At 73.5% G+C, this 18,859-nt stretch carries 17 protein-coding genes; 8 read left to right on the top strand and 9 right to left on the bottom strand.

From position 1 onward, the window contains the following. Positions 1–10: 10 nt before the first annotated feature. A complete protein-coding gene (locus tag CS2_RS02225; RefSeq protein ID WP_156441955.1) occupies positions 11–2,965 on the bottom strand; it encodes an eCIS core domain-containing protein in 2,955 nt (984 codons plus the stop codon). Positions 2,966–3,260: 295 nt separating this feature from the next. On the opposite strand from CS2_RS02225, the gene CS2_RS18705 reads away from it, so the two are divergent. Further along, positions 3,261–3,437, top strand: a complete 177-nt coding sequence (locus CS2_RS18705; RefSeq protein ID WP_156441954.1) for a hypothetical protein — start codon at positions 3,261–3,263, stop codon at positions 3,435–3,437. A 335-nt stretch (positions 3,438–3,772) separates the two neighbouring features. After that, on the top strand, positions 3,773–4,624 hold the full coding sequence (locus tag CS2_RS02220; protein ID WP_082739665.1) for an EI24 domain-containing protein: 852 nt from the start codon (positions 3,773–3,775) through the stop codon (positions 4,622–4,624). Here CS2_RS02220 and CS2_RS02215 read toward each other — a convergent pair. The 4 genes from CS2_RS02215 to CS2_RS02200 all read right to left on the bottom strand — a co-directional run bounded on the left by CS2_RS02215 (position 4,592) and on the right by CS2_RS02200 (position 7,869). Further along, positions 4,592–5,200 carry a thermonuclease family protein gene (locus CS2_RS02215; protein ID WP_167748875.1) on the bottom strand — a complete coding sequence of 203 codons (609 nt, stop codon included), beginning with the start codon at positions 5,198–5,200 and terminating at the stop codon, positions 4,592–4,594. The genes CS2_RS02220 and CS2_RS02215 overlap by 33 nt on opposite strands. Before the next feature lie 293 nt (positions 5,201–5,493). Beyond that, positions 5,494–5,907: a hypothetical protein gene (locus tag CS2_RS02210; protein WP_134851506.1), complete on the bottom strand. Its 414-nt coding sequence runs from the start codon at positions 5,905–5,907 to the stop codon at positions 5,494–5,496. A 479-nt stretch (positions 5,908–6,386) separates the two neighbouring features. Further along, on the bottom strand, positions 6,387–7,283 hold the full coding sequence (locus CS2_RS02205) for a hypothetical protein (RefSeq protein WP_156441953.1): 897 nt from the start codon (positions 7,281–7,283) through the stop codon (positions 6,387–6,389). Continuing rightward, on the bottom strand, positions 7,276–7,869 hold the full coding sequence (locus tag CS2_RS02200; protein ID WP_156441952.1) for a DUF6318 family protein: 594 nt from the start codon (positions 7,867–7,869) through the stop codon (positions 7,276–7,278). Before CS2_RS02200 ends, CS2_RS02205 begins: the two co-directional genes overlap by 8 nt. Positions 7,870–7,977: 108 nt before the next feature. On the opposite strand from CS2_RS02200, the gene CS2_RS02195 reads away from it, so the two are divergent. Then, positions 7,978–8,754 (top strand): DUF429 domain-containing protein, encoded by a 777-nt coding sequence (locus CS2_RS02195; protein ID WP_169798613.1) that lies wholly within the window; start codon positions 7,978–7,980, stop codon positions 8,752–8,754. Positions 8,755–8,811: 57 nt separating this feature from the next. Here CS2_RS02195 and CS2_RS02190 read toward each other — a convergent pair whose 3' ends face one another. Beyond that, positions 8,812–9,420, bottom strand: coding sequence for a DUF4352 domain-containing protein (locus tag CS2_RS02190; RefSeq protein WP_070318708.1), 609 nt, complete (start codon positions 9,418–9,420; stop codon positions 8,812–8,814). Positions 9,421–9,592: 172 nt separating this feature from the next. Here CS2_RS02190 and CS2_RS02185 point away from each other — a divergent pair, with 172 nt between their 5' ends. The 3 genes from CS2_RS02185 to CS2_RS02175 all read left to right on the top strand — a co-directional run bounded on the left by CS2_RS02185 (position 9,593) and on the right by CS2_RS02175 (position 13,243). Further along, entirely contained in the window at positions 9,593–10,879 is a 1,287-nt protein-coding gene (locus CS2_RS02185) for a sensor histidine kinase (RefSeq protein ID WP_070318707.1), read from the top strand. A gap of 51 nt (positions 10,880–10,930) precedes the next feature. Further along, positions 10,931–11,578: a response regulator gene (locus tag CS2_RS02180; RefSeq protein ID WP_070318706.1), complete on the top strand. Its 648-nt coding sequence runs from the start codon at positions 10,931–10,933 to the stop codon at positions 11,576–11,578. A gap of 159 nt (positions 11,579–11,737) precedes the next feature. Further along, positions 11,738–13,243 (top strand): hypothetical protein, encoded by a 1,506-nt coding sequence (locus tag CS2_RS02175; protein ID WP_070318705.1) that lies wholly within the window; start codon positions 11,738–11,740, stop codon positions 13,241–13,243. 13 nt (positions 13,244–13,256) lie between these two features. Here CS2_RS02175 and CS2_RS02170 read toward each other — a convergent pair whose 3' ends face one another. Continuing rightward, entirely contained in the window at positions 13,257–14,444 is a 1,188-nt protein-coding gene (locus CS2_RS02170; RefSeq protein ID WP_082739689.1) for an McrC family protein, read from the bottom strand. Further along, positions 14,419–16,824 carry an McrB family protein gene (locus CS2_RS02165; RefSeq protein WP_156441951.1) on the bottom strand — a complete coding sequence of 802 codons (2,406 nt, stop codon included), beginning with the start codon at positions 16,822–16,824 and terminating at the stop codon, positions 14,419–14,421. Before CS2_RS02165 ends, CS2_RS02170 begins: the two co-directional genes overlap by 26 nt. Positions 16,825–17,011: 187 nt before the next feature. Between CS2_RS02165 and CS2_RS02160 the strand changes: the two genes are divergently transcribed. Continuing rightward, positions 17,012–17,254, top strand: coding sequence for a hypothetical protein (locus CS2_RS02160; protein WP_070318702.1), 243 nt, complete (start codon positions 17,012–17,014; stop codon positions 17,252–17,254). Further along, positions 17,251–18,435 (top strand): DNA cytosine methyltransferase, encoded by a 1,185-nt coding sequence (locus CS2_RS02155; protein ID WP_070318701.1) that lies wholly within the window; start codon positions 17,251–17,253, stop codon positions 18,433–18,435. Before CS2_RS02160 ends, CS2_RS02155 begins: the two co-directional genes overlap by 4 nt. Here CS2_RS02155 and CS2_RS18390 read toward each other — a convergent pair. Beyond that, positions 18,405–18,842: a very short patch repair endonuclease gene (locus CS2_RS18390; RefSeq protein WP_267886470.1), complete on the bottom strand. Its 438-nt coding sequence runs from the start codon at positions 18,840–18,842 to the stop codon at positions 18,405–18,407. The two genes, CS2_RS02155 and CS2_RS18390, sit on opposite strands and share 31 nt — an antisense overlap. Positions 18,843–18,859 lie beyond the last annotated feature (17 nt).

The following is an 18,859-nucleotide window of genomic DNA, read 5'->3' as shown; positions in this document are numbered from 1 at the left end:
GACGGACGCGTCAGCGCGGGTCGGGCCGCACCCCGACGACGTACCCGTCGATGCCGCAGTAGACGGTGACCCCGTCGGACGCGAGCTGCACGTCGTGGAACCCGCGGCCCGACAGGTCGTTCGTGTACAGCACCGCCCCCGACGCGGGGTCGAGCTGGTACAGGTACCCGTTGACGGCCGCGAACACCCAGCCGTTCTGCGCGAGCACCCGCACCACCTTGCCCGTCGCGATCGACAGGTCGCGGTCCCACCGCCGCGCCAGGCCGTCGAGCGCGAGCCCGAGCGCACGGCCCGTCGTCCCCACGAACGCCGTCCCGCCCGCGGACGCGACGTCGACCCGGTGGTACCCGAGCCCCGACAGGCCGTTGTGTGCCAGCACGCGCCCGTCACCCGGGTCCAGCACGTACACGTGCCCGTTGGACCCGACGAGCACGCCCGCCTCCACGCCCGCGACGTCGACGACGTCCCACCCCGCACCGGGCAGGCTCGTCTGCCAGCGCGTCGCCAGGTCGCCCGGCGCCAGGCCCACGACGTACCCGTTGGTGCCGGCCGCGAGCGTGCCGCGCGTGAGCGTCAGGCGCACCTCCTCGCGCCCGCGGCCCGGCAGCGGGTTGTGGGCCAGCACGTGCCCGGTGCCCGGTTCGAGGCGGTACACGTGCCCGTTCGACGCCGCGTACACCGCGCCGTCCTGCGCGACCATCACGCTCGTCACCGCGTACCCCGAGCCCGGCAGCGACGTCTGCCACCGCGTGCCCAGCCCGTCGGCCTCCATGCCGACGACGTACCCGTCGATGCCCGCGTACACGCGTGCCCCGTCGGACGCGATCCGCGTCTCGTGGTTGCCGCGGCCCGGCAGCGAGTTGTGCGCGAGCACGTGCCCGTCGCCCGGGTCCAGCCGGTACACGTGACCGTTCGACGCCGCGAACGCGCGCGTCCCGTCGAACAGCGGCTGCACGTCGGTGTACCCGCTGCCCGGCAGGCTCGTCTGCCACGCCGTCACCAGGCCCGACGTGCGCTGGTCGCGCGAGATCAGGCCCATGCGCGGGCTGACGATCGTGACGAACTCCTTGAGCCGCGACCACAGCGAGTCGAACATGTCGCGCTCGACCGTGCGCCGCAGCGCGTCGTCGTGCCACGCCTCGAGCGTGCGGTCCCCGGCAGGGGTCGCGACGCCGGTGGGCAGGCGGCGCAGCACGTCGTCGGGCGTGGTCGTGGTGGTGCCGCGCTCCAGCAGGTCGCGGATCGCGCTCTGCGACAGGTGCACGGCGGCCGAGGGGTGCGCGACCGCGTCGCCGAAGTCCAGCAGCTTCTCGTCGCCGAAGACGCGGAACCGGCCGCCGTCCAGGCTCGTGACCGTCAACGACGCCTCGTTGTAGTGGTTGTGCACGACGTTCGACGACAGCTGCACCACGGCCGCGTCGAGGAACGACAGGTACTGCCGGTACGCGACCTCCACCGGCACGCCCGCCGGCGCGACGCGGCTCGCGACGACCCGGGCCCGGTAGTCGGGCTGCTCCTCGACGGTCTGCGGGTCGTGCGACGTCAGGTCCGCCAGCACGTCGTACAGCTCCGCGCCCCGCAGCGCCGGCTGCAGGTCCGCCGTCACGCGGCGCACCATGTCCCAGTCCGGCACCGGCAGCACGATCTGGTCCGCCGCCCACCGCGAGAACCACTGCATGATCAACGTCTTGTTGGTCAGGTGGCCGGCCGCGAACGAGTCCTCCACGAAGTGGTCCGCGTACGCCTGCGCGACCCACGCGCGGTTGCTCAGGTCGTGCTTGCGCGCCGGGTCGCCCGCCGCGAACGCCTGCTCCGCGAGGTCGCGCGCCTGCGCGTGGAACGCCCGCCACCGGTGCCACGAGAACGGTGCGAAGTGGCACGCGTTGCGCGCCAGCAGCCCGAAGTAGTGGTCCACCCCCAGACCCGCCGTGAACTCGTCGATCGCGCGCGACTCCTTCAGCAGCTCGAGCGTCGAGTCGCCCGCGTACGGTGCGATCGCCCCCTGGAACTGCACCACGTGACCGTCGCCCAGCAGGTGCAGCAGCCGGTTCGCGCTCTCCTGCCGCACCTGCTGCAGGAACCCACCGGTCGTGCCGTCCGGCAGCCCGTCGATCGCCGTCGGGTCCGCCGCGAAGTCCCCGCCCACCGCGTTCAGCTCGCCGAGCGTCGCCAGCAGGCCGCTGCGCAGCGTCACCACCGTCAACGACGGATCCACCGCCGCGATCTGCGCCGCCGTCGCGGTGTGCGCGCCGCCCTGCCACAGCAGCAGGTACCGCACCTGCCGCTCCACCACCTCACGCCACCCCGGACCCCGCGTCGCGACCGTCACCAGGGCGTCCGTCCCCAGGTCGCCCAGCAGGCGGTGCTCCCACGCGTTGAAGGCCCGCAGGGCGGGGCGCCGGGTGGGGTGCGGAGAGCTGCCCGGGCCGGTCGGCGTGCGCACCGTCGCGTCGTGCGGCAGCCGGCCGCCCGCGAGCGCGAGCCGCGCCCACGTCTCGGCCTCGTGCTCGTCGTTCGCCCGCCGCCGGTGCGGGTCCTGCAGCGTGTGCGCGACCTCGTGCGCGAGCACGTGCTCCCACGCGCGCGTGAACGGCCGGAGCGTGTCGGGCAGGAAGACGTCGGTGCCGCGCGAGGCCGCGGCCCCGCCGGCGGCGGTCGCGGCGCGCGCCGCCCGGGCACCCGTGCGGACGCGCACGGCGCCCAGGTCCGCGCGGTACGCGTCCTCGAGCCAGCGCCGCACGCCCGGGTCGAGCGGTGCGCCGTCGTAGGGACGGGTGCGCTCTCCGGGCCGGGTGTCGGGTCGGGTGTCGCTGTCGGGTCGGGTGTCGCCCCGGGGGCACGTGTCGCCGGCGGGTCGGGCGTCCCCGTCGGGTCGGGTGTCGCCCCCGAGGTACGTGTCGCCCTCGCGTCGCGTGCCGCGAGGTCGTGCGAAGTCGTCTGGCAGTCGGGTCGTCGATGTGGTCATGCGGATCCGCCCCCTGGATCGCCGGATGACGCGACGCGCTGCGCCGCGTCCCCGGTGCTGCGCCGTCGCGGCACCGGTGGGGCCATGATGCTCCGCTCACCAGGACCGACGGGCGTTTCCGTGCGAATTCACCCGCGTTTCGCGGCGTTCATTGTTCGACGCTTTGTTGGGCGATTGTCCGTCTGGGCATTCTCGGTCGGCTGTCCAGCGGGGGCGGACCCGGTGGGCTGGCTCGCCACCGGCGGGTTCGTCCCGTCGGCTGGCGTGCCGCCGGCCGCGGCGTGAGCGTGGGGGCATGAGCGAGGACACCGTCCACCCGGCGAGCCAGCGTCCCGAGACGGACGACCCCGAGAACCAGCCGCTGCCCGGTGCGCACGGCCCGGACGGCGACCCCGAGCCCGGAGACACGCAGGACACCGGCATCCGGCGGGTCTACCCGTCCGACCCGACGGGCGACGACCCGACCCCCTGACGGAGCTGGCCGCGCTGACGAGCCACCGGCGCGGCCTCCGCACGAGCGACCTCACCGACCCCGTCATCGGTCGCTCGTCGCGGTGCACCCGCGCGACGGATGACGGTCTCGGACGGTCCGGCTCGCGACGGATGACGGTGACGAGCGGTCCCGCGTGCGACGGGGAGGGCGTCGAGCGGTGCCGCGTCCGGCGACCCCGTCATCGGTGGTGCTCGCGTCGGTCGTCGTGCGACCGATGGCGGGGTCACCGTGTGGGTGGGGCCGGTGGGGGCGCGGGCGGCGCGTTCCGTCCCTGTCGGGCCGCGTCGTCCGGGGCGTCGTACGCTGCCGCCACCATGAGTGACTTCCTCGACGGTGCCCGGCTGCTGCTGCGCGGGTGGGGGTTCTGGCGGCGACGGACGTCGACGATGGCGCTCGGGCTCGTGCCCGCGGCGCTGGTCGGCGTCGTGATGGTCGTCGCGATCGGCGTGCTCGTGCTGAACCTGGGGCGCGTCGGCGACTGGTTGACGCCGTTCGCCGACGACTGGACCCCGTTCTGGGAGCGCGTGGCGGAGCTCGTCGCGCAGGCCGTGGTGCTCGCTGCCGCCGTCGTGCTGGTGGTCGTGACGTTCACGGCGTTGACGCTGACGGTCGGTGAGCCGTTCTACGACCGCATTTGGCGAGCCGTCGAGCAGGACGAGACGGGTGCCGTGCCCGACGGTGACACGGGCTTCTGGCGGGGCGCCGTCGACGGGTTCGCCCTCATGGCGCGGGGGCTCGTGGTTGCGGTGCTGGCCGGCGCTCTCGGCCTGGTCCCCGTGATCGGCACGGTGACCGGGTGGGTCGCCGGCGTCCTGCTCACGGGTTGGGTGCTGGCCCACGAGCTCACGTCGCGCGCGCTCGTCGCCCGCGGCCTGTCGCGTGCCGAGCGCAACCGGCTGCTGCGTGCGCAGCGCACGGTCGCTCTCGGGTTCGGCGCGGCGACGCAGCTGTGCTTCCTCGTACCCGGCGGTGCGGTCGCGACGATGCCCGCCGCGATCGCCGGGTCGACGATGCTCGCGCACCGGCTGCTGGGGTCGGGTGGGCCGGATGTGACGGGTCGGGCGGGTGCTGTGGGTGCGGTGGGTGGGCCGAGTGCGGCGGGTAGGTCGGGCGCGGAGCCGGGGCCGCTGCCGTCAGCCGGTGACGCCGCCGCAGGTGGTCGCTGACCACAGACCCGCGCCGGCGTCCTGCGCCTGCTGCTGCGCGGCGCGCAGGTGCTGCTGGTACGCGTACGGCGCGGCGTAGGTGTGCTCGACCGCGTACCCCTCGGCGACCAGCACGTGGTTGAGCAGCCGGCCGTCAGGCAGCCACACGTAGTCGAGCTCGCGCCCGTACTGGTCGACCCCGTCCTGCGTCGGGTCGCCGCGCAGCGTGACGGTCTGCCCGGCCAGCAGCTCGGTGGTGCGCGCCGACGCCTCGGGCCCGAAGCACTCGACGGGCCGGTCGGGTGCGACGGACTCCGGGGTGTCGATGCCGATGAGCCGCACCCGCGTCTCGCGGTCGGGCTTGGCGACGATCAACGTGTCGCCGTCGACGACGCGGACCACGCGGAACGGCCCCTCGACGTCCGCGGGTGGGGTGGTCAGGTCGGTCGTGTCGACGGGTGCCGCCGCCGGTGCCGACGCCGGTGCTTGTGCTGGCGGTGCCGTGGTCGTGGTGGTGACCTGCTGCCAGGGGAGCGCAGCCGTCAGAGCGTCCACGGTGTTGGGGCGTCCGAGGCCGATCCACGCGACGACGAGCACGGTCGCCAGCGCGGTGAGGCCGCGGGTGGGGTTGACCGAGCGTCGTCGTCGGGGGCGTGGGCGCCGTGTCGGGGCCGTCCGCGGGTGCCGCGCCGTCGGCGGGGTGCGGTCGCCGAACGCGGGGCGCCGGTCCGAAGGTGCGTGTTCGGCGAACGCGGGGTGCCGGTCCGAGGGTGCGCGGTCGGCAGGCATGCCGCTGCATCGGCGCCTCGGGGCGTCCGGTTGAGCCGGGTCTGCGGGATCCGCTCAGCAGCCCGTGGGTCAGGTACGCGACGACGCCGCGGCCTCGTGCCTCAACCACCCTCGACGACACGTACGCCATCGACCTGCCAGCCGTCGTCGCGCGGGGTGAGCGCCAGCGCCAGGACGAGGCGCTCGGGCTCCCCGATGTGGATCTGCCACATCTCCGGAGCCTCCTCCCAGGTCGTGGTGACGACGTGGTCCGCGCCGACCTCGACGACGTACTCACCCGGCGCTTCGCGCCCGCCACGTGTGGTGACGGCGTCGAACCTGTGACGGACCATCGCCGCAGCCTCCGCCCCCGTGGAGCCGTCGGTCTGCAGCTCGGCGTCGACCTGCTGCGCGATGCTCTCGCACCAGCCGCAGCCCGGCCCCGCCCAACGGCGCAGGGCGGTGCTGTCACCGTCGTTGAGGGCCGTCGCGAACACGTCGAAGAACTCGGCGCCGGCTGCGACGGCTGCCTGCACGTCCGGCTCCTCGCTGACCGCGACGGATGTCGGGGTCGCGGCGGCGCTCGGCGCGGCGGTCGTGGGCGGTGTCGTCGACTCGGCCGCCCGGGCCCGGGAAGGTGAGTTGCCGGTGGGCGACGGGGATGGGGCGGTGCAGGCGAGCAACGTGGTCATGAGCGCGGTGAGCAGGGCGGCTGCGGCGGCGGTCCGCCGGGCGCGGAGGGGAAGTCTCGGCATGTCCCGATCCTCGCGGTGCCGGGCCGGGCCGTGGACGGGATGCGGGGCATCTGTGGACGACGGTGATGCGCGTCGACGGTGTGGACGGCTCGGTGCCTGTGAGGCGGAAGGGGTGCGATCCCGCCACCTGGCGCAACGGAGACACGCGCGGTTCGCGCCGGAGCCGCACGGGCACCCGCACGCGATGCGTCACAGAGGTGGGCGCTGCCCGCGCACACGGGCACGGCGAGCGCCGCCGTGCGTCCGTGGGGCGTCAGGGCTCAGCAGTCGGCGGGCTTGGGCTGGGTGTTGCAGTGGGTGGCGACGAGGCGGGAGGTGAGTTCTTCGATGGTGAGGGGGGTGCTGGTGGTGGTTGTGGTGGCGGTGCCGTTGATGGTGTGCCAGGTGGTGGTGCCGTCGATGAGGTAGCGGCCGGTCCAGGTGGCGGTGAGGGTGATGGTGGTGGTGCCGGGGTGTTCGTACTCGTGGAAGACGTCGTGGTGGGGGTAGGGGTGCCCGGGGCTTCGTGTGGTCAGGGTGTGGCCGTCGCCGAAGTCGTAGGTCCAGGTGGTGGGGGTGGCTTCGACGGTGATGCCGTGGCCGAGCAGGTCGGTGCGCAGGGTGACGGGGTCGGGGTCGGTGGTGACGATGGTGGCGATGTTGATCAGGACCCAGCCGCGGTCGGGTTGCAGGGTGAGGGTGGGTGCGGGCAGGGGCAGGCGGCGGAAGTCGGCTTCGGTGAGGGTGGGCAGCAGGTCGGTGCTGCAGCCGCCGAAGTCCAGGCGGGTCCAGGGGCCCCAGGGTGTGGCGGGGGTGGTGCGTTCGCGTCGCCACATGGGCCACACGACGCTCTGGCCGGGGCCGGCGCACAGGACGGGTGCGTTGGGGGTGCCCTCGCCGTGGGGGCAGGTGCCGTCGCCCGAGCCGCGGATCCAGGTGCCGTCGGGGTTCTGGCAGTTCGGGGCGCGCTGGTAGTCCACGAGCCGCTGCTCGAGAGGAATCGCGGCGTTCTGCTCTGCCCGACGCTCAACGGCGCCGACGGTGATCAGGTAGGCCTTCTGGTCGTCGGAGACCGCAGCGTCGAGGTCGTCAGCCCGTGCGGCAGGGGAGGTGCTGGCCGCGAGAACGGCCGCGACGAGCAGAGCTGGCCCGAGCCTGTGGAGCCCTGCACTACGCACGGGCCGCGTCGATCGCTCGGACGACCCAACCCGACTCCCACCCGAGGGCAACGTGAATCTGGAACCGCCCTCCGTCGCCGTCGGGGACTCGTTCCCCGTCCTTCGTCACTTCGAATGACGGTGCCTGAACGACGACGAGATCGGCCGCATACGTCTCCCCGGGTGCCACTTCGATGCCTTCAGCGGACTCGATCGTGATCTCGGCGCCTTCTCCCACGACTCCGCGTGCTGTCTGGTCTTCGACGCTCCTCCTGACGTTCTGGCAGTACTCGCACGTCTCCGACGACAGCGCCGACCACTCCGTCAGGTCGCCGCTCGCAAAGACGTAGGGGTACAGCGCGAAGAAGTAGGAGGCGGCGGCGGACGCCCCGGTGGCACTCTGGTCCGACATCTCGGCTGGCCGCTCAGGCGGCATCATCGCGTCCAGTGTTGGTGAACTTGATGGCGTCGCGGTCGGCGAGAACGTCGTGTCTGTGGTCGCAGACGTCGCGGGCCCCGGTTCCGGTGACCCCGTGCACCCACCGGCCACGAGCACGACCATCCCCGTCACCACCGCCGCGCGCGTCGTTCGCCCCTGCATCCGCATGCCGGGAAGGTACCGGTTCGCGAGGGTGCGGCGGTGAGGGTTCAGCCGATCTGTGGACGGCCCCTACCCGCCCGGGCTCGTGTCGGCGCGGCGGTGTTCACTGACCCGGTGAGCAGAGCAGGAACCGTGCGCGACGAGCCGCGCAGGTACGTCGGGCTCGACCTCGCGTGGGGACGTACGGCCCGCACGGGCGTCGCGGTGCTCGACGGCGCCGGGCGGCTGGTGCACTCGTCGTCCGTGCGCACGGACGACGAGATCGACGCGGTCCTCGACCGGCACACGTCGGGACGGGACGTCGTCGTCGCGGTCGACGCGCCGCTCGTCGTGCCGAACCTCACGGGGCGGCGGCTGGGGGAGGCGCTGGTGACGCGGCACTTCGGGAGGTTCCACGCCGGTGCGCACCCGTCGAACCGGGGCCGTCCGCACATGGACCCGCCGCGCGCCGAGACGCTCGCGCAGCGGCACGGCTGGTGCGTCGACCCCGACGTCCGGCCCGCGCCCGGGGTGTCGGTGGCGATCGAGGTGTACCCGCACCCGGCGATGGTCGTGCTGTTCGGGCTGCCGCGCGTGCTGCCGTACAAGGCCAAGCAAGGGCGGCCGCTCCAGGTGCGGCAGACCGCGTGGGCGCAGCTGCTCGACCACGTCGAGGACGTCATGGGCGACGCGCTCGGGCTCGGTGACGACGCGCGCTGGGCATCCATCCGCGCCGAGGTCGGCGGTGCCGCGCGGGCCGCCGCGCTGGAGCGGGTCGAGGACGAGGTCGACGCGATCGTGTGCGCGTACCTCGCGTGCCTGTGGGGGACGCAGCGCGAGCGGATGGTCGTGCTGGGGACGGTGGGCGAGGGGTACGTCGTGGTGCCGGGACTGCCGGATCCGACGTCGTGACACCCCAGCGGCGGGAGGGCGCCGCCGCGGCCGACGCGCCCTCCCGCTCGTCGCCGCTCAGCCCAGCGTGACCTCGACACCGCCCGAGAACGGCGAGTCGTGCAGCTCGACGGTCGCGGGAGCGGCGTCCGCCGGGACGTCGAACACGACCGTGCCCTGCACGCTGTTGCCCGGGTTGATCTGGTTGAGGAACGACTGCGCGTCGCCCAGGTAGATCGCGGCGCCCGTGTCGGCGGAGTGCGTGCGGCCCTGCGTGTCCGTGAGCTTCTGGCTGCTGCCGTCGAAGTACTGCGCCTCGTCCCCGATGTTGGTCACGGCGACGTGGACCAGCAGGAACAGCCCCTGCGCGTCCTGGCCGAACACGTCGTCGCCGACGCGCGTCACGCCCGGCTCGACCCCGGTGACCGTGAACTCGAACTTGCCGTCGCGGACCGGTGTCCCGATGCCCGCGGCGGTGCTCGCCGGGCTCTCGTCCGCCGGAGCGTCACCGGCGGGGGCCGACGCGGCGGACGATGCCGGCGGAGCGTCGTCGCCACCACCGCCCAGCGCGCTCGCCACGGCCACCACGACGACCACGGCGCCGAGCGTCGTCAGGATCTTGTGCCGCGCGAACCACGACCGGCGGGGCTGCGCGGCGGGGCTCGGGTCGGGGACGGGCTGGCTCATCACGGGGCTCCTCGGGTGGGTGCTGTCGGTCGGCACCGATCCTTCGGCCGCAGGGGTGGCGCGCGGGTCGCCCGACGGGCTCGACGTGCGCAGCCGGACGGATGACGAGCGGGCGCGTCGTCGAGCCGTTCGGCCGACGTCGTCGTCGGTGCGGGCCTCTACGCTCCGGACCATGGCCGACGCCCCCGTGACCCGGACGACGCCCCGTGGTGGGGCGCCCTGGTGGCGGACCGCGCTCGCGCACGCGGGGACGGTGGTCGCGGTCGTGGTCGCGCTGTTCTTCGGGATGGTGGACGCGGCGTTCGCCGGCGGCGTGCACGGCATCTCCGGCCTGCGGTACCTGTTGTCGGTCCTCGGCATGGTGGCGGCCGTCGCCGCGGCGGTGGCCCTCGTGTGGCGGCGCCAGCACGCGGTGGCGATCTGCCTCGCGGCCGCGGGGGTCGCCGTGGTGCTGCCCGTCAGCGGGTGCGCGGCGCTGCTCGCGCTGCCGTGGGTGCTCGCGTCGGAGCGCACGCGCACGGCGGTGGGGTGCACGGTGGCGACGGGGGCGGCCGTCGTCGCGTCCCTCGCCCGGGACCGGGCGCGCGACGGTGCCGACGTCATGTGGTCCGTGGTCGACGAGGCCACGGGTCGGCGGTCCTACCTGCCGGCGGGTGGGTACGTCGCGTTCGGCGTCGTCGCGCTCGGCCTCGCGGTCGCGGCCGGGCTCGTGCGCCGGTCCGGTGCCGCCGCGCGTGCGGCCCGCGAGGTCGCGGCCGACGAGGCGCGACGCTCGGCGCAGCTGCGCACGCAGGCCGACCACCTGCGCACCGAGCTCACGCGGCAGGACGAGCGCGAGCTCATCGCGCGCGAGATGCACGACACCGTCGCGCACCACCTGTCGCTCGTCTCGCTGCACGCCGCTGCCTTGGAGGTCACCGCCGACGACCCCGGCATCGACGTGCCCGAGGCCGCCCGGTCGATGCGGTCGTCGGCGCACCGCGCGCTCGAGGAGATGCGGTCCCTCATCACGACCCTGCGCACTGCCGGGGACACGCTCGCCGAGCAGTACGCCGGGCCCGCGCCGCGGCTCGCCGACCTGCCGGTCCTGCTCGACGACGCGCGGGGCGCCGGTGTCGACATCGGGGCTACCGTGTTCGTCGACGGCGGCGACGCCGCGCCACCCGCGCTCACCCGTGCCGTGTACCGCGTCGTGCAGGAGGCGCTGACCAACGCGATGAAGCACGCCCCCGGCGCGCGCGTGCACGTGGACCTGCGGGCACGGCCCGGCGACGGCGTCGACGTCACCGTGCGCAACGCGCTCGCACCCGCCGACGCGGGGCGCGTGCCGCCGTCGGCGGGCGCGGGACTCGTCGGCATGAGCGAACGCGCGCAGGCGCTCGGCGGGCGGCTGACCGCCGGCGTCGAGCGCGGCGAGTACGTCGTGCGGGCGCACCTGCCGTGGGCGGCCGGCGCCTGACCGTCCCGCGGACCGGCCCACCGTGTCCGCCGGGGTCGGTACGGTCGCCGCATGATCCGGGTGCTCGTGGTGGACGACGACCCGATGGTGCGGCGCCTGCTGCGCACCATCCTGCGACCCGACGACGTCGAGGTCGTCGCCGAGGCCGCCGACGGTGACGAGGCCGTCACGGCGGTGCACGCGCACCACCCCGACGTCGTCCTCATGGACCTGCGCATGCCCCGCGTCGACGGCATCCGCGCGACCGCGGCCCTCGCCGCGCTGCCCGACCCGCCCGGCGTCGTCGCCATGACGTCGTTCGACACCGAGAGCGCGATCCTCGACGCCGTGCACGCCGGTGCCGCGGGCTTCCTCGCCAAGGACTCCTCACCCGAGGACATCGTCGCCGCCGTCCGAGCCGTCGCCGCCGGGGACGGCTGGCTCTCCGCGCGGGCCGCGCGCACCGTGATGACGCAGGTCAGCGCCGACCCCGCCGCGTCCGGGCGGCGCGACGCCCGGGAGAAGGTGCGGACCCTCACCGAGCGCGAGCTCGAGATCGCGCACGCCGTCGCGGAAGGACTGTCGAACGCCGAGATCGCGCGGCGCGTGTTCGTGTCGGAGGCGACCGTGAAGACGCACCTCGCCCGGGCGATGGACAAGGTCGGCGTCGGGAGCCGGGTGCAGCTCGCGGTGCTGGTGGACCGGGCGGGGGTGGGGTGAGGGGCCGTCGAAGCGTCTGACGCGCCGTGACCGCCGCGCCCTCAGGATCACCCGCAGGTCCCGGACGCTGCGGGCGCGTGCGTGGCACGATCCCGCTGTCGACGTCCGTCTGGCGGGGGCCATCGGTCCGAACGGTCGTCGCGCCGAAGGAGGCGCCAGGTGGGCGACGAGCTGCAGCGGTCCGACGTGACGCTGGTCCCGCTCGACGACGGGGGACGTGTGGCCGTCTTCGCCGCGGACATCGAGCGTGCGCGTGCGGTGGTGGCGGCGCTGGCGCAACCACACGCGTCCGAGCCGGCGGGGCAGGGGCCTGCGGCCGTGGGCATGACGGGCGCCGCCGCCTCGGCCCTCGGGTCCGGTGTGCAGGGGATCGCGCAGCTGCACGGGGTGGTGCAGCTCGCCCCGCACACCCTCGCGCAGCTGCACGCCGGGGCCCGACTGATGACCTCGGGCGGCTGGGCCCTCGGCACGCTCGTCGGCCAGAACGGTCAGATCGTCGCCAACGCGGCCTTCACGGCCGTGGGCGCCGGCACGTCGATGGCGGCGATGGCGGCCACGATGGGCACGAGCATCGCGCTGGCGGCGATCCAGCTGCAGTTGATCCGCATCCAGCAGGCGGTCGAGCATGTCGCCGCGCGCGTCGAGGTGCTGCTCGGTGAGACGCGCGAGATCCGGTCGGCGGAGATCGAGACACGAATCGACCGTGTGATCCGCGAGTCGCGGTGGGCGCTGGAGCTCGGTCACGTCCCGCCGACGATGATCGACGAGCTGCGCGGCGACGGGCACGCGCTCGAGGCGTACTGCCGCAGCACCGTGCGGCTGCTCGCGCAGCGGGTCGACGGGCTCGGGCGCGGCAAGGCCGCCAGCAGGCAGGATGCGCTGCAGCAGGAGGCGGGACAGATCGCCCGTGACGTCGTGAACCTGCACGCCGCCGCCGACTGCTGGCTGGGCTACGAGCTGCTGCGTGCGTCCGCGGTGACGGCGTCCTCGCCGGTGTACGCCGCGCAGATCGCCGCCGACGCCGCCGAGCGGACCGACGAGTGGCGGCAGCGCGCAGCCGAGCAGATCGCCGTGCTGCAGCAGCGGCTCCGACGCATCGACGCCGCACCCGGCAAGGGGTTCAACCCGCGCACCAAGCGCACCGTCCGCGAGCTCGCGCGTCAGCTCGCCGAGGCGGTCGCGACCGCGATCCCGACCGTCGAGCCGCCCGTGCCGGAGCCCGCCGACCTCCTGGGCCTTCGTGACGAGCAGCGCGAGCGACTCCTCCAGGAGCTGCGCTGGCGTCTCGACGACGGTGCGCTGCTGCTGCTCGCGGGCGTCGCGATCCCGCGCATGTCCGACGTCGGCGGCATCGACGTCGCACGTGCCGCGCTCCGCTCGGTCGGTGCGCGCGACGGCTTCGTCGCCGTGCGGGGCGCGCGGGTACTCGTCGGGGTGGTGAAGGACTTCGTCGAGGACGGATCGCTCCTGGTCGACGTGCCGCGCGGTGCGTGCGTGGTCTCGGGTGTCGAGGACGACGGCGACGGCGTCTTCACGCTCGGGTCCGACGACGAGCGCGTGCGGGTGGTCCCGCTCGACGCTGAGCGCCGGATGGCCCCGTCGCTGCTGCGGCACCGGGTCCAGCGGGCGGTGGAGTTCGTGCCGTACGCGGCGCTGGGCTCGTGAGCTGCCGGCCGTGTCACGCCATGCGTGAGCCGAGGTCGCGGACCTGCTGAAGCAGCTCGCGCGGTGGCGTCGAGAGGTCGATCGAGTGCACCACGATGGTCGGCCCGCCATGCCGTACCACGAGCGCGGGGACGCCCTCGGCGCGGGCGTAGACGAGGTGGCCGCGGTCCAGCCCGAGCGCCGTGCAGTACGCGAGCATCTGGTAGATGTCCGACGAAGGGACGGACGTGCCGTCGGTGACCTTGTACTTGGTGTCGAGAACGACTGACGGCACCCCGCGGGCGTCGTACACGACGAGGTCCGGTCGGAGGTGGACCGTGCCACGTTCGTCGAGGCGCCACGTGGTGTCCTGCGGGGCCGGTCGACCGCCGCGCCCCGACAGGACGTCTGCGAGCGCGCTGCAGACGAACCGCTCGAAGACGGAGTTCATGTCGACCGCGAGGCCCACGGCTGCGGTGTCGCCGAGCGCCAGGTCGAGGCCGGACCCGCTGAGCACGAGGCGGGCGAGGTCGACGGCGGGCTGGTAGCGGACGTTCAGACGCGTCCAGGCGACGTCGGGCACCGGCCCGTCGATGCGCAGCGGCGTGACGTCGTCGAGTGCCGCGACGATGCGGTGAAGGCTGCGCCGGACGTCGGGGTGCGGCCGGAGACGGGTCAGTGCGCGGGCTGCGGTGAGCAGGAGGCGGTTCTCGAGGACGTCCTCGTCGTGCTCGTCGTACCGGACGGCGACGGGCGCCCCTCGTCCGGGGCGTCGGCGCAGCTGCTCGGCGACGTCGACCCGTCCGCGGACGGTGTGACGTGTCTCTGACACCGGTCGGTATCCGCGCAGCACGCCGTCCTGGAGCACCCGCTCGGTGACGCGGGCGAACAGTGCCGCCACCGCGGTGGTGAGGTCGGGCGCCTGCGCGAGCTGGACGACGTCGTCGAGGACGGTGTCAGCCTTGCGGCCGGCGGCCACCCCGAGCAGGAAGAGCACGTTGCCGACCGGCGTCTTCGGTCGGACGACGACGTCGGCGCCGTCCGCAGAGGCCGCACCGACGATGCTCGTCGGAGTCACCGACCACCGCACGGTGCCGTCCGGCGTCCAGGACTCGGCCTCGACCTTTGCCCGGAAGGTCTGCTGGAGCAGCCGGACCTGCGCGGGGGTGAGGGCCAGGCCGCGGGTCGTGCGCCACTCAGTCAGCGTCAGCGTCGTCGACATCTGCCGCCGCCGTGGGTGCCCCCGTGCCTCGCAGCGCGTCGAGCGTCAGGGAGTCGAGCAGGGCCGTCCGTCCCCACAGATGCTCGCGCAGCGTGGGCAGCACGTCGAAGGTCCAGATCCGCTCGACGTGCGCGGCGGTGAGGTCCTTCCGGAGGAAGTGGCTGGGGCCGATCGAGGCGGCGGGGTCGTCGATGAGGCGGTTGGCCTCGCGCAGGACGTCGGCGACCCAGGCGAGCGTGGGCGCGTGGGTCGCGAGGAACGTCGGCAGGACCTCGGACAACGGCGGCTGCTGCGGGTCGAACTCGACGAACGAGAAGCGTCGCCGCAGGGCGGAGTCGAGGAGGGCGATCGACCGGTCGGCGCTGTTCATGGTGCCGATCAGGTACAGGTTGGCCGGCAGGTGGAAGGGTTCGTCCGAGTACATGAGCCGGGCGTCGTCGCCGCGGTACTCGAGCAGCAGGTACAGCTCGCCGAACACACGGGCGGCGTTGCCGCGATTCAGCTCGTCCACCACGAGGACGTAGCTGTGCGCGGGGTCGGCTGCGGCGGCGCGTGCGATCGTCTTGAGCGGACCCTCGCGCAGCACGTACCCGTCCTGCTGCGGGCGGTAGCCCTCGACGAACTCCTCGTAGCCGTAGGACGGGTGCAGCTGGACGATCTGGCAGCGGTCGGGGCTGCCCGCGAGCCACTGGGCGTACTCGCGCGCGACGTACGTCTTCCCCGTGCCGGGGCTGCCGGTGAAGATCACCTGGTTGCGGTCCTGGAGCAGCTCGTCGACGGTCTGGAGGAATGACTCGTCGAGGTGGAGCCGGTGTGCGAGGTCCGCCAGGCTCTCGTCCGTCACGGGAGCGTCAGTGGCCGTGGGGTCGGTCGTCTCGGGGCCGTCAGGCGCGGTCGGGGCTGACGGCGGGTCGACGTGCTTGCCCTTGCGCCACGCGAGCAGCGCGTCGAGCTCGGCCGGCGTGCTCCCGGGCACCTCGGCGGCGTCGACGGCGGTCCAGATCAGACCCTGCGCGTCGAGCCGGTCGCGCAGCGGGGTGCCGCGTCGGTGCATGAGGTCGAGGACGAGGTCGAGGAGCGCCAGGAAGCCGTCGTAGACCTCGCTGTCCGGTGCGGTCGGCTCGCTGCGCCGGTACGCGACGATGTTGGCGAAGCGGCCGACGTAGCGTGACCGCCACGGCGGCTGGACGTCCGCACCGTGGACCATCCGGAGCATGGACGACACGCTGAGGCGTGACCCTTGCTCCGCCAGGACGTCGCTCGGCAGCGCTCGCCGGAAGTCGTCGAGCGCTGCGGCGCTGGGGTCGGTCCACAGGGCGAGCAACGCCCGGCGGGCTGCGGTCTGGTCGGCCTGGACCCACGCCAGCAGCTCGTCGTAGGCGCGGTAGTTGACGAGGTTCGTCCCGCGGAAGGCCTTGGCCAGGTCGGCGGCCCACGACGGGTCGTCGCGTTCGACCAGGTCCCGCACGGCGACGAGGCGCTGCGTCGCCTCCGTCTTGTAGGCGCGCTCGTCGGCCTCGAGGTCGATGCGCTCAGACGTCCACTCGAGCCAGCGTCCCGCGCGCGTCCACGCCGGGGAGGGCGGTGAGTCCCACTCCCAGTAGTGCGGCGCGCGCCAGAGGTTCACGAACCGATCGGGTGCTCCCGCGCGCTCGGCGAGACCGCGGTAGACGTTGCCGAGCCGGACCGACTGCGGCAGGTCCGCCGGCCCGGCGAGGTCGGGCCACGTGGCGACGATCCGGCTGCGACCGCTGGTGCCGACGACGGGTGGGAAGGTGTCGGGGAAGAGTAGGTGCTCTAGTGCGGCGCGCTGGATCCCGGCGCCCTGGGTGAGGTCGAGGTTCCCCAGCGCGGCGCTGAACCGGTGAGGGTCGTCGAGGAGTGCGCGGCGCTCGTCGAGGGGGAGACTCTTGACCATCGCCACGACCTCGACCAGGAAGCCGAAGAGCTTCCAGCGGTACGTGCCGTAGGCGGTGCCCGTGCGCACGAGCCCGGCGTCCAACGCCTGGGCCAGCTCGCTCGGCGGCGGGGTGGTCCCGTCGGCGAAGCCGAGGATCTCGCCGACGATCGCACGCTTCTTGCTGCCGCCGATCACGTCGGAGCGAGCGATCAGCAGATGGACGAACATCAGCTCGGCGGCGAGCTGCACCGCGCCGCGGGACGACGTCGCCAGCTGGGTCGACAGCTTGGAGACGAACGACCCGCTGCCGGTGTCCGGGCGCTCGACGAAGTCCCGCACCAGCTCCGCGGCCTGGTCCAAGGTCGAGCCCGGACCGCCGCTGAACAGGGACCGGTCGTCGACGAGGCACTCGTCGCGCCAGCGTGCCGCGGCCGTGTACACCGGGCGGGCGGTCGGGTACGGGATACGGGTGGCCGACATGGGCGACAGTCAAGCAGCGGCGGGAGGCCCCGACGGTGGAACGCGGGGTGAAGTGGGGGCCGGCGACGTCCTGTCGGCGCGAGCACTCGGACGCCCCGCACCGCGGGGATAAAGTTCGGTCTCGGGCTTGGTCACGAGCGCTGAGTTGCTCGCGAGACGTGCAAGATCCTCGGAGGAGGTGGAAGGCATGGCGCGTGTGAGGTCGTTCTCGCCGTCCACGCAGGACATCAAGCCGCACCCGACTGAGGTGGACTGCGAGCACCGAGTCGTCGTCGATGCCGACCGGCGTCTGCTGCACCTCACGACGTTTGGCTCCGACGACCGTGCGAGCAGGGCGAAGTCGAGCCAGAGCCTCCAGCTCGATGTCGACGCGGCGCGTGAACTCATCGTGATCATCGAGACCGCGTTCCCTGAGCTCCGACGCTCGTGACGGCCTCGGGTTCCAGACCACTCGCCACCGTCTCGCTGTTCAGCGGTGTCGCAGGGATCGAGCAGGGTCTGGCTGCCGCTGGCGTGTCCGACGTCGCATGGTTCTGCGAGAGGTGGGACGCCGCAAGGGCCGTCCTCGCTGCACGCTACGCCGACGTCGAGGTGAAGGACGACGTCACCGCGATCAAGGACTTCGACGGGGCCGCGCTCGTCACCGCGGGTTTCCCTTGTACCGATCTCTCGCAGGCGGGGCTCACCCAGGGCTTGGCGGGCGTGAACTCAGGCCTGGTGATCGGGGTCCTGGAGAAGATCGCGGCCTACCGGCCGGACTGGGTCCTCCTCGAGAACGTGCCCAACATGCTCCACCTCGGCCGCGGCGCTGCGATGAACCGCATCGTGAGCGACCTGGAGAACGCAGGGTACGCATGGGCGTACCGCGTGGTCGACAGCCGGTTCGCCGGGCTAGCGCAGCGCCGGCGACGTGTCTTCCTCCTCGCGTCGCGAGTGATGGACCCTGCCCGGATCCTCCTGGGGGAAGATCATGGGGAACCTGAACCGGACCAGCAGGCGACGGCGTTCGGATTCTCGTGGACCGAGGGCAACCGAGGTGTGGGTTGGGCCGTCGGTGCCACCCCCACCCTGAAGGGTGGGACGACCGTGCGGGTGGCGAGCCCGCCGGCGATCTGGCTCCCCGGTGAGCGGGTGGGGCGTCAGATCGTGCGCCCGTCGATCGAGGCGGCCGAGTCGCTCCAGGGACTCGAGCCGGGCTGGACCTCTCCCGCTCCTGAGCGTGACCGCTGGAAGCTCGTGGGTAACGCGGTGAGCGTGCCGGTGGCCCGGTGGATCGGTGGGCGGCTGGCCAGGCGTTCGGAGCTGCGGGAGGCGTTCGAGGATGGGGTGCTCCTCGCCGAGGGTGCCGGGTGGCCCGCGGCTGCCCGTGGGACGTCGGACGGGAAACGCTGGGCGGTCGACGTCTCCGAGTTCCCGTGCGGTCCTGTCCTGGAGCAGGTCCAAGACCTCGGCGGCCTCCTGACCCGCTACGGCTCGGAGCCGCTGTCGTGGCGTGCAACGAAAGGCTTCCGGGATCGCCTGCGCGCGAGCAGTCTGCGCTACAGAGCAGACTTCATGGCGGCGCTGGACGCGCACGTCGATCACATGGCTGCTGCACGTACAACCGAGTAGATCCGCTCTGCGACAGAGTCCGGTGCCTCGTGCTCCCAGAACCGTAGGACCGTCCACCCGAGGGCGTTGAGCTGGCTGTTGACGGAGGCGTCGCGGGCTTGGTTCGCTGAGAGCTTCGCCTCCCACCACGCGGTGTTGGACCGCGGCATGGTGCCGTGGAGCGGACATCCGTGCCAGAAGCACCCGTCGATGTACACGGCCACGCGAGCCCGCGTGAAGGCGATGTCGATGGTCCGGCGTCGCTGTCCGGGCACGGGCCAGGTCACGCGATACCGGAGTCCCATCGCGTGGAGCCGCTGTCGCACGGCCGTCTCGGGTCGGTTGTCTCGCCGACGTAGCGTGCTCATGCGCCGAGAGGCGTCTGCGCTAGACGAGCCGGGGTGAGGTCCGGGGGGTGACGGCTGCACGGGACCAGACTGACCCG

This window comes from Cellulomonas iranensis NBRC 101100 = JCM 18110 (genome assembly GCF_001552375.1).
GTDB lineage: Bacteria > Actinomycetota > Actinomycetes > Actinomycetales > Cellulomonadaceae > Cellulomonas > Cellulomonas iranensis.
The sequence above is the reverse complement of the archived record's forward strand: the minus strand, read 5'-3'. Positions and strand labels throughout refer to the sequence as shown.